The organism is Williamsia phyllosphaerae (assembly GCF_014635305.1).
Lineage (GTDB): Bacteria > Actinomycetota > Actinomycetes > Mycobacteriales > Mycobacteriaceae > Williamsia_A > Williamsia_A phyllosphaerae.
In genome coordinates this window covers 742,584-768,946 of record NZ_BMCS01000003.1, presented here as the reverse complement: position 1 = coordinate 768,946, position 26,363 = coordinate 742,584, and the positions used below count along the sequence as shown (strand labels likewise).

Sequence of the window (26,363 nt, the reverse complement as noted above, 5' to 3'; positions counted from 1 at the left end):
TCAACCGAAGACCACCGTTCCGTCGGCCTCCACGCGCCATCCGGGATTGTGCGCGATCTCCCAGATCACGCCGTTGGGGTCGGCGACGTGGGCGTGGAAGATGCCGCCGAAGGCACCGTCCTGAGGAGGCTTGAGGACGGTGGCGCCGGCCGCGGTCATCTGATCGACGACGGCGATCACCTCGTCGCGGCTGTCGACGTTGTTGGCGATCGTCACCCCGGACACGGTCGACCCGTTTCCCGCCCCCGCGAGATCGGAGTCGAAGCTGTCGGCGTCGAACAACCCCAGGAGCAGTCCGGGCGCGACCTGGAAGAACAAGATCTCGCCCGGGACGTCGAGAAGCGGTTCCCACCCCAATCCGCTGCAGTAGAAGGCCCGCGCGGCGTCGAGGTCAGGGGTGGCGAAGGTGATGAAACTGGCCTGCTGCCTCATCGGGAGGAGTCTACGAGCTGATCTACTCCATCGATGAGGTTCACGCAGACCGAGCTGGCGGCCTACCGCGACTCCGTGGTCGACGACCTGATCGGCGACGACTGTCGACTGCTGTTCGTGGGGATCAACCCGAGCCTCTGGACGGCGGCCACAGGCGCGCATTTCGCGCGACCCGGCAACCGGTTCTACCCCGCTCTGCACCGGGCGGGCATCCTCGACCGTCTGATCGATGCGTCGGGTGGATACACCGCCGCCGATCGGGAGATGTTGCTGCGGCGGGGCATCGGGATCACAAACCTCGCCCCGAGGGCGACCGCCCGCGCCGACGAACTGACGTCGGACGAACTGCGGGATGGGACCCGGCGGCTCCTCGACACCGTGCGTACCGTCGCGCCGAAGGTGGTCGCGGTCGCCGGGATCACGGCCTACCGCACCGCCTTTCGTCGACCCAAGGCCGTCACGGGGGAGCAGGACGAACAGCTCGCCGGTACACCGCTGTGGATTGTCCCCAACCCCAGCGGACTCAACGCCCACGACACCGTCGACTCGCTGGCCGCCGCCTACCGCAGGGTCGGACAGGCGGCGGGGATCGTCGAGGCCGGGTGACGGCGCTACCGTCGGGGGTATGCGCACCGATGCCGTCACCCCGCTCGATCCGACCACGGCGTCGCAGCTGCGCGCGAGCGGCTACACCTATTTCGAGGTCGGTGCGACCCGCGGCGAGATGCCGTCGGGCTACCACCACCAGCGACGCGAGACCGCGATCGGTACCGGCCACGACCGGTTCGTCCAGTGCGCCCGCGCCATCATGACCTGGCAGGTGCAACTGCGCGCAGGCATCGCCGTCGCGACCACGGACGCAACGGTGGTCGAGGGCACTGTCGCGCGACTGGCCATCGGCGTCGGGCCCGTCCGCATCCACGCCCCGGCCCGGGTGGTCTACGTGGTCGACGAGCCGCGCCATGCCGGGTTCGCCTACGGGACCCTGCCGGGCCATCCGGAGCTGGGCGAGGAATTGTTCGCCGTCGAGCACCGAGACGACGACACAGTCGTGTTCGGCGTCGCGGCGTTCTCCCGGTCGGGCAGTCGGTTGACCACTGTGGCCGGCCCACTCGGACCACTGGCGCAGAAGTTCGTCGCCGGGCGCTACCTGCGCGGGATGGCCTCGCTGCCGCAGCCGTGAGCCGATGGCGGTGGCCCTCTGCCGTGGGAACCGTCACTGGGTGACGGGTCGACCCGCATAATTGCCCGCATGACACATACGCGTGAGGATGTCGGATTCACTTCGGGGACGGATCGCTGCGCGGCGTGGCTGTATCGCCCCGACGCCGACGAGACCACCGACACTGCTTCCGACCGGCCCATCGTGGTGCTCGGCCATGGCCTCGGAGCCGTGAAGGAGATGCGGCTCGATGCGTTCGCCGAGCGATTCGTGGACGCCGGGTATGCGGCCCTGGTCTTCGACTACCGGCATTTCGGGGCCAGCGAGGGGTCGCCGCGGCAACTCCTCGACATCAAGAAGCAACGCGCCGACTGGCACGCAGCGATCGACCACGCGCGGTCGCTGCCCGGCATCGACCCCGACCGGGTCGCGATCTTCGGGTCGTCTTTCGGTGGGGGGCACGTGCTAGCCGTCGCCGCGGAGGACCATCGCATCGCCGCGGTGATCTCCCAGTGCCCGTTCACCGACGGCATCGCGTCGTCGAAGATCCAGGGGCTTGGGGCGTCGATGCGGCTGAGCGTGTTGGCGGTCCGCGATCTGGTCGCGGCGGTCACCCATCGGTCGCGCGTGCTGGTCCCGCTCGCGGGCCATCCCGGCGAGACCGCCCTGATGAACGCGCCGGACGTGATGGACGGTTACCTGGGCATCGTCCCCGACGGCATGGAGTTCTCCAACGCGGTGACGGCGAGCTTCGGCCTCTCGGTCCCGCTCGAACGTCCCGGACGTCGCGTGCGCGACATCACCGCCCCCGTGCTGTTCGGGGTGTGTGACAACGACACCGTCGCGCCGGCCGGACCGACACTGAAGTACGCCGCGCAGGCCCGCCGCGGGACCGTGAAGCGTTACCCGGTCGGGCATTTCGACATCTACGTCGGCGAGCCGTTCGAGCAGGCCATCGCCGACTACGTCGACTTCCTCGACGAGCAACTCGCGGTCTGACTCGCCGTGTCCGCGTCGATCCCGGTCACCGCACGCACCGAGTATCTGGGTGTGGGACATCGGGTCGCCGCGGCGGTCGCGGTGGCGTTGCTCGCCGTCGGCCTGGGCGCACTGGTGATCCTGCGGGCCCTGCGTGTCGACTCGTCACTGGTGGTCGGCGTCGTGGCGGGTGCGGTCGTGGGCAGCATCGCGGTCGCGGCGGTCGGACGGCAACTGAGCCGCGGTGCAGTGATCCTCACCGTCGATGACGAGTGGATCTACCTCGGCAACGAGGACGTCACCATCGAGGAGATCGCGGTCGCTCGCCTGCGATCGGTCGCCCCGGGCGGCGCGGTCGCCACGTCGACCTCATCGATGCGCGGCTCATCGGCCCGGCGGCTGACGGTGAAGGGCTGTGGCTATCTCCAGCTCGAGGTCGCCCGTCTCGACACCGCGCCCGACGCGGACGAGGTGGTGGATCGGTGGCAGGTGGCGGTCATGGGATCCGATCCCGCCGCGCAGGAGGTCGCCGCCCGACTCGTCGCGCTCGTGCCGCGTCGGCACATCGTCGTCGACACGCCCACCGCGGCGTCGGGTCCGCGGATCGCCCGTGTCGCGGACGCGGGTACCGACGACGCCGCGGAACGCCTCTGGGAGGCCGCGACCCGCATGCACGACGCGGTGATGTCGGAGTACGCGCCGTACGAACTCGACACCGACCTCGCGCTGCGGTCACCGACCGTCACCGACGTGACCCGTCCCGCCGTCGCGCGGTTCCAGGAGGCCATGGACGCCGCCGAGGCATTGCGCACCGACAGGTTTCCCGACGACCGCGACTACGCGGACCGATACCAACGATCGGTCTTCGCGCTCCGCGAGGCGTGGCAGCGGTGCCTCACCGACACCGCCGACTGATCTCAGTACAGCTGAGCGCGCAGGAAGGCGCCGTCGAGGCCGTAGGTGCCCTCGGATCCCGGGGACGGGCCGACCGCCGCGTAGACGACGGGGCCGTAGTCGTCATCCGACCGGCCCTGGGTGACCTGGAGGTCGACGGCGGTCCGGTCGAACGCCGCGACACCGCCCCGACGCATCGCGTCGTCGCGGATGCGGGCGAAGGTCGCCGCGGAGAGTTGGTCGAACGCCGCGGCGCCCCGGGGCAGCCGGCCCGCCTTGTTCTCGTACGGCGGGCTGGGCATCGAGGGGAACTCGCCGGGCCGGACGACGACCGAACCGGTGGTCGTCTCGGTCGAGTACTCGATCAGCACTCCACCGGAGTTCTGGATGGATCCGGCGCGCATGATCGGCGTCCCCTCTCGGGTGCCGCGGATCTCGAAGCGGGTGAGGACCGGTGCGCTGGTCGGGAGCTTCGCCGCGCGGATCGCGTCGGCGGCGATCCGCATCGATACCGCGAGATCACCGGGATCGAACGACTCGGCCACCTCGCCGGTCAGGCGTGCCTGCACGGTCCGCTGATCGAACACGTCAGGACCGACCTTCGCGGTTGCCAGCGGGATCTCCTCGGGAGCCGTGCGCTTGATCTCCAGGTTCAGGAGACGCTCCCCGTCACCGGTCATCGCCGCGGACACCGCGTCCAGGTCGAACGGATCCAGATCAGTGAGCGGGAACGCGTCCGCGCCACGCAATCGAGTCTCGGCGGGCGGTTGATCGCGCCACGAGCCGGAGCTCCGGTAGGCCGACACGATCTGGCCCGTGTCCGGTAGGAACACGTTGATCCGGTCGCTACCCCCCGCGGCGAGACTGATCTGCAGGATGTTCCCGGCCGCGGTCGGGGACAGGGTCCTTGCGTGCTCCATCGCCGACGCCAGTTGTCCGGTGGACACCCTCCCGGTCGAACCGCCGCCCGATCTCGAGCTGGAGTCCGCCGAGACGTCGACGCGCCACATCGACGCGGGCACGAGGACGAGAAGCGCGATCAGTACCGCGACCGTGGCCGCCGGGTACATCAGCGCACGTCGGCCGGGCACGTCGTCGAACTCGGGGGTGGTCGGTTCGCGGGGCGGGACCACGGAGTCGGGGAGCTCGACGTGCGGTGCGTCGAGCAGAGCGGTCACGTCCGACCGCGTCATGGAGGCGAGCCAGCGAGCCTCGTACGGGATGTCGTCGGCGGGCGACACCGTCGCGGTGATCAGGCAGGGCTGGCGGTCGACATCGCCGAGCGTGCTTCGTGTGAGCGCTCCCACCTGCGCCTCGACCCCTGGTCTGGCCTGCGACCACACCGGCAGTTCGCTGACCCGACTCGGACGGGGCGCGACGACGAACCCGCTGACGATCAGGGGCACCCCGACGATCAGCGCCATCAGCCAGCCGTTGTTCGCACCGAGTCCGATCCCGCACGCCACGAGGGCGCCCGCGCCAACAGCGCGGAGGACGAAGATTGTCCGCCGACTCATCCGCGTACGGTAGATCACGCTGACCGGCGGACACGCCGGTTCGACGACAGTGAGGAGTTCGGCGCGGTGGGAAAGCTCTCGAACAGGATGTGGCGCGCTCTGGGAGCGCAATCGTCGCGGAATCAGTCGAAATCGATCACCTTGATCAAGGAATCGACCGAGCACGACACGTGGGCCGCCGGTCTGGCCGACTCCGAGTTCGCGGCCGCCGCCGAGAAGCTCGACATCACCGATCCTGCGGGCACCGACCGCGCGAAGTTCCTGGCGCTCGCCCGCGAGGCAGGCGAACGCACCCTCGACATGCGCCCGTTCGACGTGCAGCTGCAGGGAGCCCTCCGCCTGCTCGAGGCCGACGTCGTGGAGATGGCCACCGGTGAGGGCAAGACGCTCGCCGGGGCGATCGCCGCGATCGGCTACGTGCTGCAGGGCCACCGCGTGCACGTCATCTCGGTCAACGACTATCTCGCGACCCGCGACGCCAACCAGATGAAGCCGTTGTTCACGCTGTTCGACATCACCACCGGATTCGTCTCCGAGGCGTCGACCCGCGCCGAACGCAAGGCCGCCTACGACGCCGACATCACCTACGGCTCGGTCAACGAGGTCGGCTTCGACGTCCTGCGCGACCAACTCGTCACCCACTCCGACGAGCTCGTCTCGCCCCGACCCGATGTCGCGATCATCGACGAGGCGGATTCCGTGCTCGTCGACGAGGCGTTGGTCCCGCTGATCCTGGCCGGCGCCACCACCGGTGAGGTGCCCGACAAGCCGATCCACGACGCCGTCGGCAAACTCAAGCGCAACCACTACGAGATCGACACCGACGGCCGCAACGTCTTCCTCACCGACGAGGGTGCGGAGTTCATCGAGGCCGAGCTCGGCGGCATCAACCTCTACGACGAGGAGCACGTCGGCACCACCCTCGTGCACGTCAACATCGCGATGCACGCGCACATCCTCACCGAGCGCGACGTGCACTACATCGTCCGTGACGGCGGCGTGCACCTGATCAACGCCTCACGGGGCCGCGTCGCCCAGCTGCAGCGCTGGCCCGACGGTCTGCAGGCCGCGGTCGAGCTCAAAGAAGGTCTGGCGCAGACCGATTCCGGCGAGGTCATCGATACGATGACCGTCCAGGCGCTGATCGGCCGCTACCCGACGGTGTGCGGCATGACCGGCACCGCGCTCGCGGCCGGCGAACAGTTCCGCCAGTTCTACGAACTCGCGGTCTCGCAGATCCCGCAGAACACCGACAACATCCGCATCGACGAGGCCGACCGGGTCTACGACACCAAGGCCAACAAGGCCGAGGCCGTCGTGGCGTTCGTCAAGGAGATCCACGAGACCGGTCAGCCCGTGCTCATCGGTACCCACGACGTCGCCGAATCCGAGGAGCTCGAGTATCTGCTCGACCGCGCCGGCGTGAAAGCGGTTGTGCTGAACGCGAAGAACGACGCCGAGGAGGCGTCCATCATCGCCGAGGCCGGTGCGCTCGACGCCGTCACCGTGTCGACACAGATGGCCGGTCGCGGCACCGACATCAAGCTCGGCGGTTCGCGCGGCGAGAAGGACGGCAAGTCCACCGGCGCCCGTGACCAGATCGTCGAGCTCGGCGGACTGTGCGTCGTCGGCACCGGACGTCACGACACCGAACGCCTCGACAACCAGCTGCGCGGCCGCGCGGGCCGTCAGGGCGACCCCGGCCGCTCGGTGTTCTTCTCCAGCCTCGAGGACCCGGTGGTCACCCGGAACCTGTCGTTCAAGCGCGACCCGGAGTCCGAGTCCGAGGACGGTTCGATGGGCGCGAAGGGGATCGAGCTGATTGAGCAGGCCCAGCGCGTCGCCGAGGGCATCATGCTCGAACTGCACGCGAACACCTGGCGCTACAACAAGCTGGTCAACCAGCAGCGCGACATCGTGGTCAAGCGCCGGATGGAGGTACTGACCACGGAGATCGCGCTCGACGAACTGAAGGCGAGCGAGTCGGAGCGGTACGCGGAGCTGACCGGCACCTCCGTCGAGAAGGCGGCGGGCGCCGCCGACACCGATGCGCCGGACGACGCGACGTCGGCGACCGACCCCGACTCGGGCGACGCCGCCGAGATGACCATCACCAAGTCCGCGGTGGCCACCGAGGACAAGGCCCCGGCCGGGCCGGTGCCGCACGATGTCCTGGTCCAGGCGGCGCGCGAGATCGTGCTCTACCACCTCGACCGTGCGTGGGCCGACCACCTGGCCTTCGTCGCCGACGTCCGCGCCAGCATCCACCTGCGGTCCATCGGCAGGCAGAGCCCGCTCGACGAATTCCACAAGCTGATCCTCGACGAGTTCGGTCGTCTGCCCGGGGAGGCGGTGGACAACGCGCGCACCACGTTCCGCGAGGCGACGATCACCGCCGACGGTGTCGACCTCGAGGGCGCCGACCTGCGTCGCACCACCACCACGTGGACCTACATGGTCCACGACAACCCGTTCGCGGGCGGTGGCGCCAAGACGCTGCAGGGCATCATCGGCATCTTCCGCTGACACCGGACCCTTGTGACAGGCTGAGCGCATGAGTGCAGAGGCGCAACAGTCCGCCGACCGGGTCCTGACGATCCCCAACGCACTCAGTTTCCTGCGTCTGGTGCTGGTGCCGGTCTTCCTCTGGCTCCTGCTGGTGGAGAAGGCCGACGGGTGGGCCTTCGTGGTCCTGCTCGTGTCCGGGTTCTCCGACTACGCCGACGGGAAACTGGCCAGACTCCTGAACCAGTCGTCGAAACTCGGTGCCCTCCTCGACCCCGCGGCCGACCGGATCTACATGATCATCGTCCCGATCGGGCTCGGAGTGCGCGAGATCATCCCGTGGTGGTTGATCGGGATCCTCATCGGCCGAGATCTCCTGCTACTGCTTAGCGTCCCGCTGCTGCGGACCAGGGGACTGACCGCGTTGCCGTCGACATACGTGGGCAAGGCCGCGACCTTCGCCCTCATGTACGGATTCCCGTTGATACTCGGTGGACAGCTCGACGGCGTGCTCGGCGACATCTTCCGACCCATCGGTTGGGCGTTCCTGATCTGGGGTACCGGCATGTACGTCTGGTCGTTCCTGCAGTACTGGGTACAGACCGTCCTGGTGATGCAGAAGATGCCACCGGGCGGTGGGATGTCGACGGTCGATTCGCGCTAAGGTTCTCCGCGTGACTGAGATCGAGGTGCCCGAAAACCTGCGCTACACCGTCGAACACGAGTGGATCGAGCAGACCGCGCCGGGCGTGGTCCGGATCGGCATCACCGCCTACGCGCAGGATCAGCTCGGCGACGTGGTGTTCGTGCAGCTGCCCGCCGTCGACGACGCAGTGGACAAGGGTGAGTCGTTCGCCGAGGTCGAGTCGACCAAGAGCGTCTCGGACATCTTCGGTCCCATCGACGGATCCATCGCGGCCGTCAACGACGACCTCGACGCCACGCCCGAACTGGTCAACTCCGACCCGTACGGCGCCGGATGGCTGGTCGAGATCGCCGTTCCCGAGGGCACCGATCTCGGTGTCGTCCTCGAGGACATGCTCGACGCCGACGCGTACCGCGCGGTCATCGAGGGCTGATCCACCGAGTCCCGCGACCGCCGATGTTTCGCATCAGTCAGCGGTTAGGATCGGCGGTGTCTCCGCCCGGCAGGGCAGGGTACGGTCAGTGGAACCGAGCGGTCGGGGCGCGGCGAGATCCGACAACGACCGCTGGGCGTCGGCGACCACAGCACCACATCGAAGAGTCAAGACCGACCCCGAACACCATGGTCACGATCTGTCGGCACGTCACGGCAGTCCGGCCATCGCGTCCCACCCCGAGACCATCGGATGGGCACGGAACACTTAAGGAGAATTGGTGAGCGACAACGACAAGGACCTCCAGGCACCGGTGGAGACGACCTCGGTCTTCCGCGCCGACTTCATCAAGGAGCTCGACGCCAACGGAGGCTCGACCGAGACCTCCGAGACCGGCGCCGAACGCCTCTCGGCCGGAACCGCTCTCCTCGTGGTAAAGCGTGGCCCCAACGCGGGTTCGCGCTTTCTCCTGGACCAGGCCACCACGTCGGCCGGTCGCCACCCCGACAGCGACATCTTCCTCGACGACGTCACCGTCAGCCGTCGCCACGCGGAGTTCCGTCTGGGCGACAACGAGTTCCAGGTCGTCGACGTGGGCAGCCTCAACGGCACCTACGTCAACCGCGAGCCGGTCGATTCCGCTGTGCTGGCGAACGGTGACGAGGTCCAGATCGGCAAGTTCCGTCTGGTCTTCCTCAGCGGACCGCACGACGACGGATCCCAGGCCGCCGGTTAACCGATGACCGCACCGTCCTCGGGTGGTCGACACGAAGGATCGATGTCCATCGGATCGGTCCTCGATCGTCTGCGGGGCGACTTCCCCGACGTCACCATCTCGAAGATCCGTTTCCTCGAGGCGGAGGGGCTGATCACCCCGGAGCGTTCACCGTCGGGCTACCGACGTTTCAGCCACGCCGATTGTGAGCGGTTGCGGTTCGTGCTCACCGCCCAGCGCGATCGTTACCTGCCGCTCAAGGTCATCAAGGAACAACTCGAGGCCATTGACCGCGGTGAGCGCGTCGACCCCGGTACGCCGCGGCTGTTGTCCTCGGCTCGATCCTGGGTGGCGCCCGCCATCGACTTCGAGCGGTCGGGTGGTCGGATCTCACGCGAGACCCTGCTCGAGCGCACCGGCGCCGACGCGGCGTTTGTCGCCGAGCTCCAGCGCAGCGGCCTCCTGACGGCGGGACCCGGTGGATTCTTCGACGAGGACGCCGTCCGTCTGGTCGAGGCGGCCGCGGCGCTCGCCGATTTCGGTCTCGAGGCCCGGCACCTGCGGGCGTTCAAGGTCTCCGCCGACCGCGAGGCCGGTCTCGTCGCGCAGATCGCCAACCCGATCGCCAAGAGCAAGGGCGCCGGCGCCCGAGATCGCGCCGAGGAGCTGATCCGCGAGGTCGCGGCACTCTCGGTCACGCTGCACACCCAACTGGTCAAAGCCGCGGTGCGCGACGCGCTCGACTGAGCGGGAGTAGCGTCGAATTCATATCGAGCGCGGTCGTGTTCGTGTCATAACATTGGTGGTGGCCGACCGCGCCTTCGTGCGGTTGTCGACAGCAGGTTGGGAGAACACTCGATGGGTGCGGTGCGACATGGGTGAGATGCAGGTGGTCGGGATTCGCGTGGAACCGCCGCAGGGCCAACCGGTGCTGCTCCTGCGCGAGGTGGACGGCGAACGGTATCTGCCGATCTGGATCGGACAGAGCGAGGCCGCGTCGATCGCGCTGCGCCAGAAGGGTGTCGAGCCGCCCCGGCCGCTGACCCACGATCTGATCGTCAACCTCGTCGCCGCGTTCGGTCAGGAACTGATCGAGGTGCGCATCGTCGACATGCAGGAGGGCACCTTCTACGCCGAGATGGTCTTCGCCGGTGACTTGCGCGTGTCCGCCCGCCCGTCGGACTCGGTCGCCATCGCCATGCGCGCCGAGGTCCCGATCATCGCCGAGGAGGGTGTGCTCGCCGAGGCGGGCCTGCTGATCCCGGACGAGGAGTCCGCCGACTCCGAGGAGGTCAAGGAGGACGAGGTGGAGAAGTTCAAGGAGTTCCTCGACACCATCTCCCCGGACGACTTCAAGGCCACCGGCGGATCCTGACCGGACGTCGAGACCTCGGGTCGACATCACGGTTGTGCAACCGCGGGGTCACGGTTCACCCTCAACCTCACGTTGAGGGTGATGTGGCCCGCGAGTCGCATTGAAACCACCCCCGCGCAGCCATAGCGTTGCCCTCAGATCCCGCGATCGAGCGGGACGCCAACCAGGGTCGGGTCGGACGGCGTAATCTGAGTTGCAACGATGGTGTTTTCGTCGTCGTCCTCGGGTTGCCGGGGACGCCCGGTGAGCATTCAGGAGTACGCAGTGGGCGATGAGCCGAACAACCGCGACGACGTGACCAGCGTCGACGAAGTCGCGACGGCACCGGTGGCCGCTTCTGCGCGCCCCACCCAGGGAACCCTCGACGACGTGGCGCCGGGACTCTTCCCGAACGACACCGTTCCCGATGAGCTCGTCGGATACCGCGTTCCGAGCGCATGCCAGATCGCCGGCATCACCTATCGGCAACTCGACTACTGGGCACGAACGTCGCTCGTGGTCCCGTCGATCCGGAGCGCCGCGGGCAGCGGCAGCCAGCGGCTGTACTCCTTCAAGGACATCCTCGTCCTGAAGATCGTCAAGCGACTGCTCGACACCGGCATCTCGCTGCAGAACATCCGCGTCGCCGTCGACCACCTGCGCAAGCGGGGCGTCGAGGACCTGGCACGCATCACCCTGTTCTCCGACGGAACCACGGTCTACGAGTGCACCTCGGCCGAAGAGGTCGTCGACCTGCTGCAGGGCGGTCAGGGTGTCTTCGGCATCGCCGTGAGCGGCGCGATGCGGGAACTGTCCGGCACCATCGCCGACTTCCCGGGTGAACGCGCCGACGGCGGTGTGAGCGAGACCGCACCCGAGGACGAGTTGGCGGCTCGCCGGAAGACCCGCACGCGCAAGACGGGCTAGACTTCTCCTACGTCGCCGCACCATGGGAGAGCGTCGGGTCAGCAGCGTCTGGCCCCGGCCGCCGAAGGAGCAACACCTCTCCGTCAATCTCTCAGGCATCCAGGACCGTGGTGCGCTACGACGTCTCTGGAAAGTGGTGACCCCGGTCGCCCGCCCACGGTGAAAGGCCGCGTTCCGCGCAGCTGAATCTCTCAGGCGCCTGAGTCCGACCGCGAGGTCGGACGAGAGCAGGACAGAGGGGGAGGACCCACCCCGTCCGGCGTGATGTCGGACTCGGCGCAAAGGTTCTCCTGTGGTGCAACACTCCGATGTCTTCGCCGATCGTCATGTCGGCCCCGATTCCGACGACCTCGCGCGCATCCTCTCGCTCCTCGATGTGTCCTCGCTGGAGGATCTCGCGTCCGCGGTGGTCCCCGCCTCGATCGCCGATCCCGCCGACGACAACGGCCTCGAGGTGCTGCCGCCCGCCGCCACCGAGGTCGAGGCGCTGGCCGAACTCGCCGCTCTCGCGTCGCAGAACACCGTCGCCACCTCGATGATCGGCCTGGGCTACTACGGCACGCACACGCCGGCCGTCCTGCGCCGCTCCCTCATCGAGAACCCCGCCTGGTACACCGCGTACACGCCGTACCAGCCCGAGATCAGTCAGGGACGTCTCGAGGCGCTGCTGAACTTCCAGACGATGGTCTCCGACCTGACCGGCATGGACGTGGCGAACGCGTCGATGCTCGACGAGTCGACCGCCGCCGCCGAGGCGATGACCCTGCTGCGTCGCGCGAACAAGAGCAAGTCGCCGCGATTCGTCGTCGACACCGACCTGTTCCCCCAGACCCTGGCCGTCATCGAGACCCGCGCCGAGCCGCTGGGCATCGAGGTCGTCCGTGCCGATCTCACCGCCGGACTGCCCGACGGCGACTTCTACGGTGTGCTGCTGCAGGTGCCCGCCGCCTCCGGCGCGATCGTCGACGCCGCCCCGATCATCGCGGAGGCCCACGAGCGCGGCGCCCTCGTCGCCGTCGGCGCCGATCTGCTCGCCCTGACCGTCATCACCCCTCCCGGTGAGCAGGGCGCCGACGTCTGCTTCGGGACCACCCAGCGTTTCGGTGTGCCGATGGGCTTCGGCGGACCCCACGCCGGATACCTCTCGGTGCGCAGTGCACACGCCCGCCAGTTGCCGGGCCGCCTCGTCGGGGTGTCGAAGGACGCCGATGGAAACCTGGCCTACCGATTGTCGTTGCAGACCCGTGAGCAGCACATCCGTCGCGAGAAGGCGACCAGCAACATCTGCACCGCACAGGTCCTGCTCGCCGTCCTGGCCGCGATGTACGCGAGCTACCACGGCCCCAAGGGGTTGACGGCCATCGCGCGCCGCACCCACGCCCACGCCGCGCGAATCGCGGCGGCCCTTGGCGATGCGGTCGTCCACGACACGTTCTTCGACACCGTGCTGGCGCAGGTTCCCGGCCGCGCGTCCGAGGTGGTCGCCGCGGCCAAGAGCAGTGGCGTCAACCTGCGGCTCGTCGACGCCGACCACGTCGGCATCGCGTGTGACGAGACCACCATCGACGCCCACGTCGACGCCGTCATCGAGGCCTTCGGTGTCTCGGCCGTCGAACCGCGTGACGCCGAGTTCGGCTCCCGCACCACCGAATTCCTCACCCATCCGGCGTTCGGTCGGTACCACACCGAGACCGCGATGCTGCGTTACCTGCGTCGACTGTCCGACAAGGACATCGCACTCGACCGCAGCATGATCCCGCTCGGGTCGTGCACCATGAAGCTCAACGCGGCCGCCGAGATGGAGCCGATCACCTGGCCCGAGATCGCCAACCTGCACCCGTTCGCGCCGAAATCGGACGTGGTCGGGATGCACACGATGATCTCGCGGCTGGAGAACTGGCTGTCGCAGATCACCGGGTACGACCGGGTCAGCCTGCAGCCCAACGCCGGATCGCAGGGCGAGTACGCCGGACTGCTCGCCATCCGCAAGTACCACCTCAGCCGGGGCGACGAGGCCCGCGACATCTGCCTGATCCCGTCGAGCGCGCACGGCACCAATGCCGCGTCCGCGGTGATGGCCGGGATGCGGGTCGTCGTGGTCGCGTGCCGGGCCAACGGTGACGTCGACACCGCCGACCTCAAGGAGAAGATCTCCACCCACGCCGAGTCGTTGGCGGCGATCATGATCACCTACCCGTCGACCCACGGCGTCTTCGAGCACGAGGTCCGTGAGATCTGCTCGGCCGTGCACGATGCCGGTGGCCAGGTCTACGTCGACGGCGCGAACCTCAACGCCCTGGTCGGTGTCGCCCGCCCGGGTCGATTCGGCGGCGACGTCAGCCACCTCAACCTGCACAAGACCTTCTGCATCCCGCACGGCGGTGGTGGACCCGGTGTCGGACCGATCGGGGTGCGCGAGCACCTCGCCGAGTTCCTGCCCGGACACCCGCTCGACGACGACCTGCCGGGCGCGCTGACGATCTCGGGGGCGCCGTACGGATCGGCGTCGATCCTGCCGATCACCTACGCCTACATCCTCATGATGGGGGCCGAGGGCCTGCGTCGGGCGACGCTCACCGCGATCGCGTCGGCCAACTACATCGCCAAGCGGCTCGGAGACCACTACCCGGTCCTCTACACCGGTCACGACGGCACGGTCGCGCACGAGTGCATCCTCGACCTGCGTCCGATCACGAAGGCCACCGGCGTCACCGTCGACGATGTCGCCAAGCGGTTGGCCGACTACGGATTCCACGCACCGACGATGAGCTTCCCGGTCTCCGGCACGCTCATGGTGGAGCCGACCGAGAGCGAGAACCTCGACGAGATCGACGCGTTCTGCGATGCGATGGTCGAGATCAAGGCCGAGATCGACCGGGTCGCCGACGGCACCTGGTCGGTCGACGACAACCCGTTGCGCGGAGCGCCGCACACCGCGGAATGCCTCGTTGCCGACGAGTGGGATCACCCGTACTCACGCGAGGTCGCCGCGTTCCCGAACGGCCGCCCGTCGTCCGGGGCACGGGACAAGGTGTGGCCGTCGGTCCGTCGTATCGACGGTGTCTACGGCGACCGCAACCTTGTCTGCAGCTGCCCGCCCATCGAAGCGTTCAGCGAGCCCGTCGAAGCCTGAGCTCACGAGAGCGGATTTCGGTCGTAGTAGGTGGTCGGATGTCCACAACCGTCACCGATGACGACTGATCTGTGTGCTGCGTCCGGATGAGGTCTCAGTGGTGACGGTTGTGGCGGGGCTTGGCCGGCGGTGGCGGGCGAGTCGCTGCGGGGTGTCGCTCAGCCACCGAGGATGATCTTGGCGATGGCTGTGGCCGCCGCCGGTTCCGGGGCGGGCATGGGGTTGTTCGTCACGGGGAACGTCACCGCCGCCGTGGCCGCGGGCAGGGGTGCATTGCCGCGGAATCCGAGAGCGGTGACGGACTTCAACTGCTCCGGCGTTCGGACGAAGTCGAAGAACCGGGTGACCGCCTCGGCCTGCGCCGCGCTGACCTGCTCACCGGTCAGGTCGATGACGGGATAGTCGGCCAGGGGAGTCGGGCCGTCGGGCAGCAGTTCGACGACGCCGGGAGAGGTGTCGGTCCGGGTGGCGTCGTACAACGCCTGCTCGGTGATCGGGATGGCGTGGATCGACGCGGCCGCCGGGTTGCCGGAGTTCGCGATCGTGGGCAACGCCCCGGTGGCGACCCCGTCGGTGGGTGTCGGGGCACGTCTGCGCAGATCGGTCAGTGTCGAGGTGACCATCGCCGAGTCGGCGTCGGCGGCGGTGAGTCCGCCGGTCGTCGTCCGCGACACCTGGGTGGCGATGGCCTCGGCTGCGAGCACACTCGCATCGCTTCCGGGCCCGGCGGCGAGCGCCATCTTCAACGACCCCCATCCGCGCAGACCGAGGTCGGCGAGGCTGTTGTCGCGGCGCGCCAACGTGGGGATGTCGAGCCAACCCACATCCGAGCCGGCCGCGCGGGCCAGTTCGGGGGCCACCGCGAGGACGACCGGCGAGGTGACCAGCGATTCCGGGTTGCCGTCGACGACCGCCGAACGTGCGGTGAGCAACTGCGCGCTCCACACCGACGACGCCGGCACCCACGCCGCCGGATAGGGACCCATCGACTCGGGGTCCCAGGTGCCGGTGAGACCGTCGAGCGTGACCTTCGCGTCCTGTGGCGCCACGGTGACCGTGATGCACTGGTCACGCACCACCGGCTTCGTCGCGTTGTAGGCGCCGGCGATGGTGTTCAGCGGCGTTGCGAGGGCGGGATCGGCCAGGACGGTCACCGTCGCCGGACCCTCGACGCACGCCTTCGCCGCGTCGTCTCCGTCGGCGGTGATCCGGTTGCCCAGCGAGACCCACACGACCACCAGCACCGCGACCACCACGATCGCCAGAAAACCGAACACGACGCCGCGGCTGATGCCGCGGCGTCGTGTGTCGTCGGTGCGATGTTGGCCCATGACAGGCGAGGATAGTCGGCCCGGTCAGGCGTTCGCGGCCTTGTACTCGCGGCGACGCCGATGCAGGATCGGCTCGGTGTAGCCGCTGGGCTGCGTGGTCCCGGACACGATCAGCTCCTTCGCCGCCTGGAAGGCGATGTTGGAGTCGAAGTCCGGTGCCAGCGGCCGGTAGGTGGGGTCCGACGCGTTCTGTCGGTCGACCACCGGCGCCATCCGCTCGAGCGATGCGACCACGTCGGCCTCGGAGACGACGCCGTGCCGGATCCAGTTGGCCAGCAGCTGGCTCGAGATCCGCAGCGTCGCACGGTCCTCCATGAGTGCGACGTCGTGGATGTCGGGAACCTTCGAACAACCGACACCGGCGTCGATCCACCGGACCACGTAGCCGAGGATCGACTGGCAGTTGTTGTCGAGCTCCTGCTGCTTCTCCTCGTCCGACCAGTCGGTCTTCGGAGCGAGCGGGATGGTCAGGATGTCGTCGACCGATGCCGGGTCACGCTTGGCGATCTCGTCCTGCCGCTCGAACACGTCGATCTGGTGGTAGTGCAACGCGTGCAGGGTGGCTGCGGTCGGAGACGGCACCCACGCGGTGTTCGCACCGGCCTTGGGATGGCCGATCTTCTGCTCGAGCATGTCGGCCATGAGATCCGGCATGGCCCACATCCCCTTGCCGATCTGCGCGCGGTGCTGCAGACCCGCGTGCAGTCCGGTGTCGACGTTGAAGTCCTCGTAGGCCTTGATCCAGGTCTGCGACTTCATCTCCGCCTTGCGCACGACGGCGCCCGCCTCCATCGAGGTGTGGATCTCGTCGCCGGTGCGGTCGAGGAAGCCGGTGTTGATGAACACGACGCGCTCGGAGGCCGCGGCGATGCAGGCCTTGAGGTTGACCGTGGTGCGGCGCTCCTCGTCCATGATCCCGACCTTGATGGTGTTCTCCGGCAGCCCGAGCACCTTCTCGACGCGACCGAACAGCTCGGCGGTGAACGCGACCTCGTCGGGGCCGTGCATCTTCGGCTTCACGATGTAGATCGATCCGGTGCGCGAGTTCTGCAGACCGTCGGCGCTCATACCGTGGACGCCGATCAGGGAGGTGAACAACGCGTCGAGGATGCCCTCGCCGACCTCGTTGCCGTCGGCGTCGACGATCGCATCGTTGGTCATCAGGTGACCGACGTTGCGGACGAACAGCAACGAACGACCCGGCAGCGACAGCTCGCCACCGTCGGGCGCGGTGTAGACGCGGTCGGGGTTGAGCACGCGGGTGAAGGTCTTGCCGCCCTTGGAGACCTCCTCGGACAGGTCGCCGCGGTTCAGGCCGAGCCAGTTGCGGTAGCCGAGCACCTTGTCGTCGGCGTCGACCGCGGCGACGGAGTCCTCGAAGTCCATGATCGTGGTGATCGCGGACTCGACGAGGACGTCCTTGATGCCCGCCGGATCGGTCGAACCGATCGGGGAATCCGCATCGATCTGGACCTCGAGGTGAAGTCCGTTGTGACGCACCAGGACACCGGTGGGAGCCGCGGCGTCACCGAGGTATCCGGCGAACGCGTTCGGGTCGGCGAGCGACGTCGTGCTGCCGCCGTCGAGGGTCACGACGAGAGCGGATCCGTCGACGTGCAACGCGGTCACCGACGTCCAGGAACCGTCTTCGAGCGCGGCGGCGTAGTCGAGGACGTTCTTGGCGTAGGCGATCACCTTGTCGCCGCGGACCTTGTTGTACGACGTGCCCATCTCGGCACCGTCGGCCTCGGAGATGGCGTCGGTGCCGTAGAGCGCGTCGTAGAGCGAACCCCACCGCGCGTTCGACGCGTTCAGCGCGAATCGGGCGTTGAGGACGGGGACCACCAGCTGGGGTCCCGCGGTGCTGGTGATCTCGGTGTCGACATTGTCGGTCGTGATCTGGAAGTCCTCGGGCACCGGCGCGAGGTAGCCGATCTCGGTGAGGAACTCCTTGTAGGCGGCCGGCTCGAAGGTGTTGTCGTGGTGCCAGGCGTCGATCTTCGCCTGCAGGGACTCGCGGATCTCGAGCAGTTCGCGGTTACGCGGCGCGAGATCGGTGATCACGGCGGCGGCACCGGTCCAGAAAGCGTCCTGATCCACACCGGTTCCGGGAAGGGCCTCGGAGTTGATGAAGTCGTAGAGAACGGATGCGACCTGCACCCCGTTCACCGTGACGCGCTCGGACATGGTTGCCTCACTTCTCGTCGTCGAAACAGCGGAAATAACACTGCCAGGCTACTCGGGAGTAACAAGCCGTCAGCAGGGAGGTTGTCGGTCGATCAGACCGGCGCAACTGTCGATCAATCGACGCCGGATGAGCGCCGCGTGATCGGTCAACGTCACCTGCAGTCGGACGTATTCCGCACGCCCGGCGGGCGTCTCCACCGCGATGGGTGCGAGACCGAGCGACGCGAAGTCGTACGGGCTCGCCCGCATGTCCAACTCGCGGAGGCCGAAGGCGACCTCGAGCGCGTCGACGACGAGGTCGGAACCGATCAGGGGGCTCAGCTTGTAGGCCCACTTGTAGAGATCCATCCCCGCGTGCACGCAGCCGGGCTGCTCGGAGTCGACCTGGGTCTGGCGGGTCAGCGGCATCAGGTTGCGCGGGCCAGCCGGCTCGGTGAAGAACCGGAACGCATCGAAATGCGTGCAGCGCAGGTCACTGGCCTCGACGGCGGCATCGGTGTCGGCAGGCGACAACCGCAGCGGGGTGCCGTGTCGGATGTCGGAGGAGGGCGCGCGGTAGACCATCGCCCACTCGTGCATCCCGAAGCAGTTCAGACGGGGCGGTCGATCGGCGGTGGCCCGCAGCAGGCCGTCGACGAACCCGACGGTCCGCGACCGGGTCTGGAGATACGCCGGGTCGACGGTGACGGCGTCACCGTCGGCGGTCGGAACGTAGTGCGGGTAGTCGGCGTGCTCGGTCGGGGTGTCGATGTCGACGCCGTACCCGGGGTGCCAGCGCATCAGCAGGGCGGGCTTGTGGCTGTAGTAGCGGAACAGGAAGTCCCATACCGGGTGCGGTGATCCGTCGGGGGTCCGTACCGGATGGTCGTCGAGAAGACGACCCACCCGACGACGGTGGCGCTCGGTTCGGTCGGCGGTGTCGGTCGCACGCAGACGCACGCGAAGTCCCTGGTCCGCCATCAGATCCGGTGCGTCTCGTCCCGCACGGTCCCGACGAACTCCTCGACGAGGTCCTCGAGCGCGACGATGCCGACCGTGCGCCCGTTGATGTCGACGACGGCGCCGAGATGCGCACTGGTGCGCCGCAGTGCCGCGGTGGCCTCGTCGAGCGAGGTGTCGCCGGAGATGACCGGCAGCGGACGGATCTTGTCGACGCCGATGATCGAGTCCTGCCCGATGTCGTCGTCAAGGATCTCGTCCAGGACGTCCTTGAGGTGTAGGTAGCCGGTGTAGGCGCCGTCGGAACCGCGCACCGGGAACCGCGAGAAGCCGGTGTCGGAGACGGCTCGCTCGATGGATCCGAGAGTGGGGCCGGAGCGTCCGGTCACCGGATCGGCGGTGACCCGCACGCTGCGCAGCTCGTCGAGTCCGATCGCCACCTCGACGACCGTCCGACCGGTGGTCTGCAGGGCGCGGGTGAGGCGGTCGTGCTCCTCGGCGTCGATCAGCCCCTCCTCGCGGGACTCACCGATCATCGCGGCGAGTTCACCCGCCGACACCGTCGCATCCAGTTCGTCCTTGGGTTCGACCCGCATGACACGCAACGACAGGTTGGCGGCGATGTTGTAGAAGGAGATGAGCGGGCGGGCCAGTTTGATGAACGCCAGGTGCGCGGGCACCAGCAGCATCGCTGATTTCTCCGGACCGGCCAGCGCGATGTTCTTGGGCACCATCTCGCCCAACAGGATGTGCAACACGACGACCAGAGCCAACGCGATCGCGAACCCGATCGGGTGCAGGAAGCTCTCGGGCACACCGAGCAGGTCCATCGGCTTCTCGATCAGATGCGCCACCGCGGGCTCACCGACACGGCCCAGCAGAATCGAGCAGATGGTGATGCCCAGCTGCGCACCGGCGAGCATGAGCGAGAGTTGCTGTCCGGCACGGATGACCGTCAGCGCTCGGCGTTTACCCTCGTCGGCCAGGGCCTCGAGTCGATCGCGGCGGGCGGAGATCAGTGAGAACTCCGCGCCGACGAAGAAGGCGTTGCCCGCGAGCAGGAGCACGGCAAGCAGCACGCCGAAGAGATCGTTCACGACGTGACCTCCTCGTCGGTGTCGGTGTCGGAGCCGTCGGGGCCCTGCTCGTCCTCGGGGATGGGTTCGATGGACACCATGTCGATGCGGCGTCCGTCCATCCGGACAACCTTCGCGCGCCATTTCGGCACCACGGGCATGGGGTCGTTGCCGCTCTCGTCGTCGTCGGACCCCGCGCGTTCCGGGAGGTCGACGACGTCGCCTTCTGCGGCCAGTCGGCCCAGGGTGTGCATGACCAGCCCGCCGAGGGTGTCGTAATCGCCCTCGGGAGCCTTGTACCCGGTCGCATCCAGCAGTTCGTCGATACGTAGCAGGCCGGCACAGAGGTAGCCCTCGCCGTCTTTCTGTACGTCGGCCTGTTCGTCGTCGTGTTCGTCGGTCACGTCGCCGACGATCTCCTCGATGAGGTCCTCGGTGGTGACGATCCCCGCGGTGCCGCCGTATTCGTCGATGACCACCGCCACCTGCATGCCGTCGGCTCGGATCCGGCTCATCAGAGCGTCTCCGTCGAGGCTCGCGGGCACCACCGGCACCGGGCGGGCGAGGTCGCCGAGACGCGTGGTGCGGCGTTCCGACAGGGGAACGGTGAACGCCTGCTTGATGTGGACGAACCCGCGGATGTTGTCGAGGTCGCCGTCGACGACCACCGGGAAACGAGAGAACCCGGTCTCCGACGCCGCGACGATGAGGTCGCGGACATTCGCGTCCTCATCGACGGCGTCCACGGTCACCCGTGGCGTCATCAATTCTTCTGCGGTGCGTTCACCGAAACGCAGCGAGCGGTTCACCAGGATCGCGGTGCCCTGATCGAGTGACCCCTCGCGCGCCGAGTTGCGCACCAGGGACCCGAGTTCCTGCGGCGAGCGCGCCGATCGCAACTCCTCCGCCGGTTCGATACCCAGGCGCCGGACCAACCAATTCGCTGCTCCGTTGAGGCCGTTGATGGCCCAACCGAAGGCGGTCGAGAACACCGTCATCGGTCCGGCCGTGCCGCGCGCGGTCGGTAGCGGACGGGCGATGGCGTAGTTCTTGGGGATGAGTTCGCCCAGGATCATCGACAGCGAGGTCGCGATGACCAGGGCGAGCAGGATCGACACGACCGACGTCACCTGTTCCGACGCGCCGATCGCGTCGAACACCGGCGAGAACAGTTGCGCCAGCACCGGTTCGGCGATGTAACCGGTCACCAGGGTGGTGATGGTGATGCCCAGCTGCGCGCCGGACAGCTGGAACGAGAGCGTCTTGTGGGCGTGGCTGACCTGCCGGGAGCGGCGATCGTCCCGTTGGCGGCGGTCGGCCTCGATGGTCGAGCGTTCCAGTGCGGTGAGCGAGAACTCGGCCGCGACGAACAGCGCGGTACCCAGCGTCAGAGCGATGAAACCCAACAGACTGCCGATGAGGATGAGTGCCTGCATGCTCAGCGACCCGGCTCAGATGTCGGGGTGTTGTGACTGTGCGCGAGCACGGGTGCCGTGGGCACCAAGGTGTCCTCCATGAGGCGCCGGGGAGCGAATCCGAGAAGGCGCGGTGTCGAATCGATGAGCAAGACCCCCATCGTATCGGGTGACCGGCCTCACCAACCGCTGGGCAGGGGGCGTCCCTCCGCGAAACCGGCGGCCGACTGCACCCCGAGGATCACCTTCTCGTGCAGCTCGTCGAGCGTGCGGGCACCCACGTAGGTCGCCGTGCTGCGAACCCCCGAGCAGATGTGGTCGATCAGATCCTCCACGCCGGGGCGATCCGGGTCGAGCAGGATCCGTGAGCTGGAGATGCCCTCTTCGAACAGTCCCTTGCGCGCGCGGTCGAAGGCGCTGTCGGTGGCGGTGCGCGCGGCGACCGCACGCTTGGACGCCATCCCGAAGCTCTCCTTGTACGAACGTCCCGACGGGTCGGTCTTGAGATCACCCGGCGATTCGAAGGTGCCCGCGAACCAGGAACCGATCATCACGTTCGACGCCCCGGCGGCGATCGCCAGTGCGACATCGCGCGGATGGCGGACCCCGCCGTCGGCCCACACATGGGCGCCGCGTGCCCGCGCGACCGCCGAACACTCGGTGACGGCTGAGAACTGGGGTCGACCGACTCCGGTCATCATCCGGGTCGTGCACATCGCGCCGGGCCCGACGCCGACCTTCACGATCGACGCCCCGGCGTCGATGAGGTCGGTGGTGCCCTGCGCGGAGACGACATTGCCTGCCGCGATCGGGACGCCCAGATCGGCCGCCGCGAGGGCGGTGACGGCGGCGAGCATCTTCTCCTGGTGACCGTGCGCGGTGTCGGCGACGAGAAGGTCGGCGCCGGCCTCGACGAGCGCCCGCGCCTTACCCACCACGTCACCGTTGATACCGACGGCCGCGGCGACACGGAGCCGACTGTCGGCGTCGACGTTGGGCTGGTAGATCCCGGTGCGCAACGCGCCCGTGCGGGTCAACACCCCGGCCATCGACCCGTCCGGGTGGGTCAGCACGGCGACCCCCAGGTGCTGGTCGGTGAGCGCGTCGAACACCGCGCGGGGTGCGGAGTCCACAGGCATCGACACGAAGTTCGGGTCGAGCACCTCCGACAGGCGCGCGAAGCGGTCGACATCGGCACACATGGCCTCGGTGACGATGCCCTGCGGCGCGCCGGTCTCGGGGTGTACGACCACCGCGGCCCGGTGTGCGCGCTTGGGGAGCAGCGCCAACGCGTCGGAGACGGAGTCACCCGCGGCCAGGATCACGGGGGTGTCGGCGACGAGGCCACGACTCTTCACGAATGCGATGGAATCGGCGGCGGCCTCGGCCGGGAGGTCCTGGGGGAGGACCACGACTCCGCCGCGGCGGGCGACGGTCTCGGCCATCCGCTTGCCCGCCACCGCGGTCATGTTCGCGACGACGATCGGGATGGTGGTGCCCGAACCGTCTCGTGAGGAGAGGTCAACGTCGAACCGCGACGCGACGTCACTGCGGCCGGGTACGACGAACACGTCGTCGTAGGTCAGATCGTTGGCCGGGGTGTGGCCGTCGATGAAACGCACTGTGTCGCCCTCCGGCTCAGGCCTCGACCTCGGTACGGCCTTCGCTCCACAGCGTGTGGAACGTGCCCTCCTTGTCGATGCGCTGGTAGGTGTGTGCGCCGAAGTAGTCGCGCAGTCCCTGGGTGAGGGCGGCGGGGAGTCGGTCGGCCCGCAGGGCGTCGTAGTAGGACAGCGACGAGGCGAACGCCGGGACGGGGATCCCCATCTGGGTGGCGGTCACCACGACCCGACGCCAGCTGTCGACGGCCTTCTCCACCGCGTCGCGGAAGTACGGTGCCAGCAGCAGGCTGGGGAGGTCGGCGTTCTCGTCGTAGGCCTCGACGATGCGGTTGAGGAACTGCGCCCGGATGATGCAGCCGCCGCGCCAGATCGTGGCCATCGCGCCGGGATGCAGGTCCCAGTCGTACTCCTTGCTGCCCGCGGCGATCTGGTCGAATCCCTGCGCGTAGGCGACGACCTTCGATGCATAGAGCGCCGAGCGGATGTCGTCGATGAACTGCTCGGTGTCGGTCGGGGCCTCGCCGAGCGCGCCGGACTCCAGCCCGTTGGCGGACTTGCGCTGGTCGAGTGCACTCGACAGAGCGCGCGAGAACACGGCCTCGCCGATTCCGGTGGTCGGGACGCCGAGGTCGAGGGCCGACTTCACGGTCCAGCGACCGGTGCCCTTCTGGCCGGCGGCGTCGACGATCACGTCGACGAGCGGCTTGCCGGTCTCGGCGTCGGTCTGCGAGAGGACCTCGGCGGTGATCTCGATCAGGTAGCTCTCGAGGTCGCTGGAATTCCAGTCGCGGAAAACGTCGGCGATCTTGTCGACCGGCAGGTCGAGCGCCTTGCGCAGCAGGTCGTAGGCCTCACCGATGAGCTGCATGTCGGCGTACTCGATGCCGTTGTGCACCATCTTCACGAAGTGTCCGGACCCGTCGGGTCCGATGTGGGTGCAGCAGGGCGTTCCGTCGACGTGCGCGGAGATCGACTCCAGCAGCGGACCCAGCGACTCGTAGGCCTCCTTGGGGCCGCCGGGCATGATCGACGGGCCCTCGAGCGCACCCACCTCGCCACCGGAGATGCCGGCGCCGACGAAGTTGAGTCCGCGGTCGCTCATCTCCTTCTCGCGACGGATGGTGTCGGTGTAGAGCGAGTTGCCGCCATCGATGATGACGTCGCCCTCCTCCATGGCGTCGGCGAGCTCGTTGATGACGGCGTCGGTCGCGTCGCCTGCCTTGACCATGATGAGCACGCGACGCGGCTTCTCCAGCGCGGCGATGAACTCCTCGATGGTCTCGGTCCGCACGAAGTCGCCCTCGGAACCGTGCTTGTCGATGAGTGCGTCGGTCTTGGCGATGCTGCGGTTGTGCAGTGCGACCGTGTGCCCGTGACGGGCGAAGTTACGCGCGATGTTCGAGCCCATGACGGCCAGACCGGTGACGCCGATCTGTGCGCGAGCAGTGCTGGTGGAGTCGGCGCCTGAGTCAGTCTGTGTCATGTCCCCCAGCCTATTGCCTCCGCGCAGATGCCATGCGGCGGACTCCGAATGGGGGGGTGTCACCCGGCGGTGACGAGCCTGCTCAGCTCGGTGAGCCACGGGATGGCGACGGCGAGCGTCGGCAGGACCAGGATTCCCGCGGCCGCGACATATGCGACCAATCCGGCCAGACGCGCCGGCCGATCATGGCTGAGTCGCTGCACGCGCGTCAGGGTCGTCGGACCGCCGACCGCCAGGGCGCCGCGTGGCGCGACCGAGTCGGCGCAGGCGACGAGCGCCCGTCCGAGCGGGGTGGGGCCGGTGGCGCGAACGGCGTGATCGTCGGCGAGAACCTCGACCAACAACTGCACCGCGCCCAGCGCGGAGCGGCTACGGATGAAGCGCGGGAATGCGGCGTGCACCGCGATGAACGCCTCCAGGATGAGGTCGTGGCGTGCCCGCAGATGTGCCCGCTCATGGGTGATGACCGCCTCGAGCTCGTCGCGGGTCAGCCGGGAGATCACGCCCTCGCTGAGGACGACGCGCTGGCGCAGCCCGGGGAGGCAGTAGGCGATGGGCTGTTCCACCTCGAGCATGCGGACGTCGCGGGCGAGGAATCGGTGGTCGGAGCGGCTGCGGTCGACCCGGTCCAGGAGATCGATGAGCTGGCGGTGGGCCGACCGACGTGCGCGGGTGCGGACACCGACGCGCACCGTGGTGTACATCAGTCGGGCGCCGATCAGCAGGGTGAGCGCGAAGACGCCGACGTAGATCAACCACAGCACTATGCCGAGTGACTTGATCTCGTCGAACGGGTTGGTGGTCGGACGACCGTCCGGGCCGGGGACGAGCAGGTTTGCCGCGATCGCGAGCCCACAGCTGAAGGCCGAGAGAACGGCGGCCAGCGCGATCGACTGCCACAGCGCCATCGCGGCGCGCGGCGCGTGCAGCGGCCACTGCGCCCGTGAGAGCCACTCCGCCACGGGACCTGTCAGTGCCACGGCGAGGATCCCGAACAGGAGGGCGGTCATCGACGATTCCTACGGCTGTTGGTGCGTGTCCGACGGACCGGGCACGGTGGCCGATCAGCCGATTCTACCTGTGTGGCGGGAGTGCCCACGAGCGATCAGTGGACTCGTTCAGCGGTTCCGCGTCTCGGACTGCGCGGCCTCGAGTTCGTCGAGGGCACGGCGCAGGGCGTCGGCCTCGTCGGCTCCGACCCGGCCGACGAACGACACGAGTGCGGCGTGGCGCGACGTGGACTCGTCGGCCTCGCTCAGGGCGTCGACCATCAGGCTTGCGACCAGGTGTTCGCGCGGGTGCGTGGGGGAGTACTGATGGGCACGGTCATCGCGGATCTGGGTGACCAGGTCTTTCTTCGCGAGACGCTGCAGGACGGTCATCACCGTCGTGTAGGCCAGTTCGCGGTCGCGCGACAACGCCGCGTGGACCTGCCGCACCGTTTGAGGGGTGTCACTGGACCACAGGTTGTCCATGACCGCACGTTCCAGATCGCCCAAGCCGCTCATCCTCCGGAGTTTACCGATGAAGTCCGTTCACGGAGCCACCGCAGGGGTGGGTGGTCCGTTCGGGTTCCCCCACAGCGACCCGGACGGGCCGCTGTTGACACAGGAA

The 26,363-nt window shown here is 68.3% G+C and carries 23 protein-coding genes and 1 riboswitch; of the genes, 12 read left to right on the top strand and 11 right to left on the bottom strand.

The genetic code is table 11. The features are described from left to right. A complete protein-coding gene (locus IEV93_RS22145) occupies window positions 1–432 on the bottom strand; it encodes a VOC family protein (RefSeq protein WP_188493059.1) in 432 nt (143 codons plus the stop codon). Window positions 433–465: 33 nt separating this feature from the next. Between IEV93_RS22145 and IEV93_RS22140 the strand changes: the two genes are divergently transcribed. From IEV93_RS22140 to IEV93_RS22125, 4 genes are all read left to right on the top strand, one after another. Further along, the gene (locus IEV93_RS22140; protein WP_188493057.1) at window positions 466–1,038 is read left to right on the top strand and encodes a mismatch-specific DNA-glycosylase; all 573 of its coding nucleotides are present in this window, start codon (window positions 466–468) and stop codon (window positions 1,036–1,038) included. A 19-nt stretch (window positions 1,039–1,057) separates the two neighbouring features. Further along, window positions 1,058–1,615 carry a DUF1990 domain-containing protein gene (locus tag IEV93_RS22135; protein WP_188493055.1) on the top strand — a complete coding sequence of 186 codons (558 nt, stop codon included), beginning with the start codon at window positions 1,058–1,060 and terminating at the stop codon, window positions 1,613–1,615. Window positions 1,616–1,684: 69 nt separating this feature from the next. Further along, window positions 1,685–2,593 (top strand): alpha/beta hydrolase, encoded by a 909-nt coding sequence (locus tag IEV93_RS22130; RefSeq protein ID WP_188493053.1) that lies wholly within the window; start codon window positions 1,685–1,687, stop codon window positions 2,591–2,593. A gap of 6 nt (window positions 2,594–2,599) precedes the next feature. Further along, window positions 2,600–3,487 (top strand): hypothetical protein, encoded by an 888-nt coding sequence (locus tag IEV93_RS22125; RefSeq protein WP_188493051.1) that lies wholly within the window; start codon window positions 2,600–2,602, stop codon window positions 3,485–3,487. 2 nt (window positions 3,488–3,489) lie between these two features. Here the strand turns inward: IEV93_RS22125 and IEV93_RS22120 are convergent, their stop codons facing one another. After that, on the bottom strand, window positions 3,490–4,983 hold the full coding sequence (locus IEV93_RS22120) for a hypothetical protein (protein WP_188493049.1): 1,494 nt from the start codon (window positions 4,981–4,983) through the stop codon (window positions 3,490–3,492). Window positions 4,984–5,049: 66 nt separating this feature from the next. Here IEV93_RS22120 and secA2 point away from each other — a divergent pair, with 66 nt between their 5' ends. The 8 genes from secA2 to gcvP all read left to right on the top strand — a co-directional run bounded on the left by secA2 (window position 5,050) and on the right by gcvP (window position 14,696). Further along, window positions 5,050–7,509: an accessory Sec system translocase SecA2 gene (gene secA2, locus IEV93_RS22115; protein WP_188493047.1), complete on the top strand. Its 2,460-nt coding sequence runs from the start codon at window positions 5,050–5,052 to the stop codon at window positions 7,507–7,509. Between the two features lie 28 nt (window positions 7,510–7,537). Beyond that, window positions 7,538–8,152, top strand: a complete 615-nt coding sequence (locus IEV93_RS22110) for a CDP-alcohol phosphatidyltransferase family protein (RefSeq protein ID WP_188493045.1) — start codon at window positions 7,538–7,540, stop codon at window positions 8,150–8,152. A 10-nt stretch (window positions 8,153–8,162) separates the two neighbouring features. Continuing rightward, entirely contained in the window at window positions 8,163–8,567 is a 405-nt protein-coding gene (gcvH, locus tag IEV93_RS22105) for a glycine cleavage system protein GcvH (RefSeq protein WP_188493043.1), read from the top strand. A gap of 280 nt (window positions 8,568–8,847) precedes the next feature. After that, entirely contained in the window at window positions 8,848–9,303 is a 456-nt protein-coding gene (gene garA, locus IEV93_RS22100; RefSeq protein WP_188493041.1) for a glycogen accumulation regulator GarA, read from the top strand. 3 nt (window positions 9,304–9,306) lie between these two features. Beyond that, window positions 9,307–10,029: a transcriptional regulator FtsR gene (gene ftsR, locus IEV93_RS22095; RefSeq protein WP_188493039.1), complete on the top strand. Its 723-nt coding sequence runs from the start codon at window positions 9,307–9,309 to the stop codon at window positions 10,027–10,029. 127 nt (window positions 10,030–10,156) lie between these two features. Next, complete coding sequence (locus tag IEV93_RS22090; RefSeq protein WP_188493038.1) at window positions 10,157–10,657, top strand: bifunctional nuclease family protein; 501 nt, start codon at window positions 10,157–10,159, stop codon at window positions 10,655–10,657. 264 nt (window positions 10,658–10,921) lie between these two features. Continuing rightward, window positions 10,922–11,563, top strand: a complete 642-nt coding sequence (locus tag IEV93_RS22085; RefSeq protein WP_188493335.1) for a MerR family transcriptional regulator — start codon at window positions 10,922–10,924, stop codon at window positions 11,561–11,563. 13 nt (window positions 11,564–11,576) lie between these two features. Further along, a riboswitch (glycine riboswitch) is annotated at window positions 11,577–11,681 on the top strand. A 177-nt stretch (window positions 11,682–11,858) separates the two neighbouring features. Further along, the gene (gene gcvP, locus IEV93_RS22080; protein ID WP_371873882.1) at window positions 11,859–14,696 is read left to right on the top strand and encodes an aminomethyl-transferring glycine dehydrogenase; all 2,838 of its coding nucleotides are present in this window, start codon (window positions 11,859–11,861) and stop codon (window positions 14,694–14,696) included. A 158-nt stretch (window positions 14,697–14,854) separates the two neighbouring features. Here gcvP and IEV93_RS22075 read toward each other — a convergent pair whose 3' ends face one another. The 9 genes from IEV93_RS22075 to IEV93_RS22035 all read right to left on the bottom strand — a co-directional run bounded on the left by IEV93_RS22075 (window position 14,855) and on the right by IEV93_RS22035 (window position 26,257). Then, window positions 14,855–16,027, bottom strand: a complete 1,173-nt coding sequence (locus tag IEV93_RS22075; RefSeq protein WP_188493034.1) for a substrate-binding domain-containing protein — start codon at window positions 16,025–16,027, stop codon at window positions 14,855–14,857. 24 nt (window positions 16,028–16,051) lie between these two features. Next, entirely contained in the window at window positions 16,052–18,214 is a 2,163-nt protein-coding gene (locus tag IEV93_RS22070) for a malate synthase G (RefSeq protein WP_188493031.1), read from the bottom strand. A gap of 69 nt (window positions 18,215–18,283) precedes the next feature. After that, window positions 18,284–19,153, bottom strand: coding sequence for a 3-methyladenine DNA glycosylase (locus IEV93_RS22065; RefSeq protein WP_188493029.1), 870 nt, complete (start codon window positions 19,151–19,153; stop codon window positions 18,284–18,286). A 20-nt stretch (window positions 19,154–19,173) separates the two neighbouring features. Then, window positions 19,174–20,250, bottom strand: a complete 1,077-nt coding sequence (locus tag IEV93_RS22060) for a hemolysin family protein (RefSeq protein WP_188493027.1) — start codon at window positions 20,248–20,250, stop codon at window positions 19,174–19,176. After that, window positions 20,247–21,665: a hemolysin family protein gene (locus IEV93_RS22055; RefSeq protein WP_188493025.1), complete on the bottom strand. Its 1,419-nt coding sequence runs from the start codon at window positions 21,663–21,665 to the stop codon at window positions 20,247–20,249. Before IEV93_RS22055 ends, IEV93_RS22060 begins: the two co-directional genes overlap by 4 nt. Window positions 21,666–21,823: 158 nt before the next feature. Beyond that, window positions 21,824–23,266 carry a GMP reductase gene (gene guaB1, locus IEV93_RS22050; protein ID WP_188493023.1) on the bottom strand — a complete coding sequence of 481 codons (1,443 nt, stop codon included), beginning with the start codon at window positions 23,264–23,266 and terminating at the stop codon, window positions 21,824–21,826. Between the two features lie 16 nt (window positions 23,267–23,282). Continuing rightward, window positions 23,283–24,749 carry an NADP-dependent phosphogluconate dehydrogenase gene (gene gnd, locus IEV93_RS22045; protein ID WP_188493021.1) on the bottom strand — a complete coding sequence of 489 codons (1,467 nt, stop codon included), beginning with the start codon at window positions 24,747–24,749 and terminating at the stop codon, window positions 23,283–23,285. Window positions 24,750–24,808: 59 nt separating this feature from the next. Then, window positions 24,809–25,759: a M56 family metallopeptidase gene (locus IEV93_RS22040; RefSeq protein WP_188493019.1), complete on the bottom strand. Its 951-nt coding sequence runs from the start codon at window positions 25,757–25,759 to the stop codon at window positions 24,809–24,811. Window positions 25,760–25,867: 108 nt separating this feature from the next. Further along, window positions 25,868–26,257 carry a BlaI/MecI/CopY family transcriptional regulator gene (locus tag IEV93_RS22035; RefSeq protein WP_188493017.1) on the bottom strand — a complete coding sequence of 130 codons (390 nt, stop codon included), beginning with the start codon at window positions 26,255–26,257 and terminating at the stop codon, window positions 25,868–25,870. Window positions 26,258–26,363: the final 106 nt, after the last annotated feature.

Coding starts and splice junctions, on each gene's coding strand:
- IEV93_RS22135 (WP_188493055.1), top strand. CDS start 1,058: ATGCGCACCGATGCCGTCACCCCGCTCGATCCGACCACGGCGTCGCAG.
- IEV93_RS22145 (WP_188493059.1), bottom strand. CDS start 432: ATGAGGCAGCAGGCCAGTTTCATCACCTTCGCCACCCCTGACCTCGAC.
- gnd (WP_188493021.1), bottom strand. CDS start 24,749: ATGACACAGACTGACTCAGGCGCCGACTCCACCAGCACTGCTCGCGCA.
- ftsR (WP_188493039.1), top strand. CDS start 9,307: ATGACCGCACCGTCCTCGGGTGGTCGACACGAAGGATCGATGTCCATC.
- IEV93_RS22075 (WP_188493034.1), bottom strand. CDS start 16,027: ATGGGCCAACATCGCACCGACGACACACGACGCCGCGGCATCAGCCGC.
- IEV93_RS22090 (WP_188493038.1), top strand. CDS start 10,157: ATGGGTGAGATGCAGGTGGTCGGGATTCGCGTGGAACCGCCGCAGGGC.
- IEV93_RS22120 (WP_188493049.1), bottom strand. CDS start 4,983: ATGAGTCGGCGGACAATCTTCGTCCTCCGCGCTGTTGGCGCGGGCGCC.
- IEV93_RS22070 (WP_188493031.1), bottom strand. CDS start 18,214: ATGTCCGAGCGCGTCACGGTGAACGGGGTGCAGGTCGCATCCGTTCTC.
- IEV93_RS22130 (WP_188493053.1), top strand. CDS start 1,685: ATGACACATACGCGTGAGGATGTCGGATTCACTTCGGGGACGGATCGC.
- IEV93_RS22055 (WP_188493025.1), bottom strand. CDS start 21,665: ATGCAGGCACTCATCCTCATCGGCAGTCTGTTGGGTTTCATCGCTCTG.
- IEV93_RS22140 (WP_188493057.1), top strand. CDS start 466: ATGAGGTTCACGCAGACCGAGCTGGCGGCCTACCGCGACTCCGTGGTC.
- IEV93_RS22110 (WP_188493045.1), top strand. CDS start 7,538: ATGAGTGCAGAGGCGCAACAGTCCGCCGACCGGGTCCTGACGATCCCC.
- IEV93_RS22040 (WP_188493019.1), bottom strand. CDS start 25,759: ATGACCGCCCTCCTGTTCGGGATCCTCGCCGTGGCACTGACAGGTCCC.
- IEV93_RS22035 (WP_188493017.1), bottom strand. CDS start 26,257: ATGAGCGGCTTGGGCGATCTGGAACGTGCGGTCATGGACAACCTGTGG.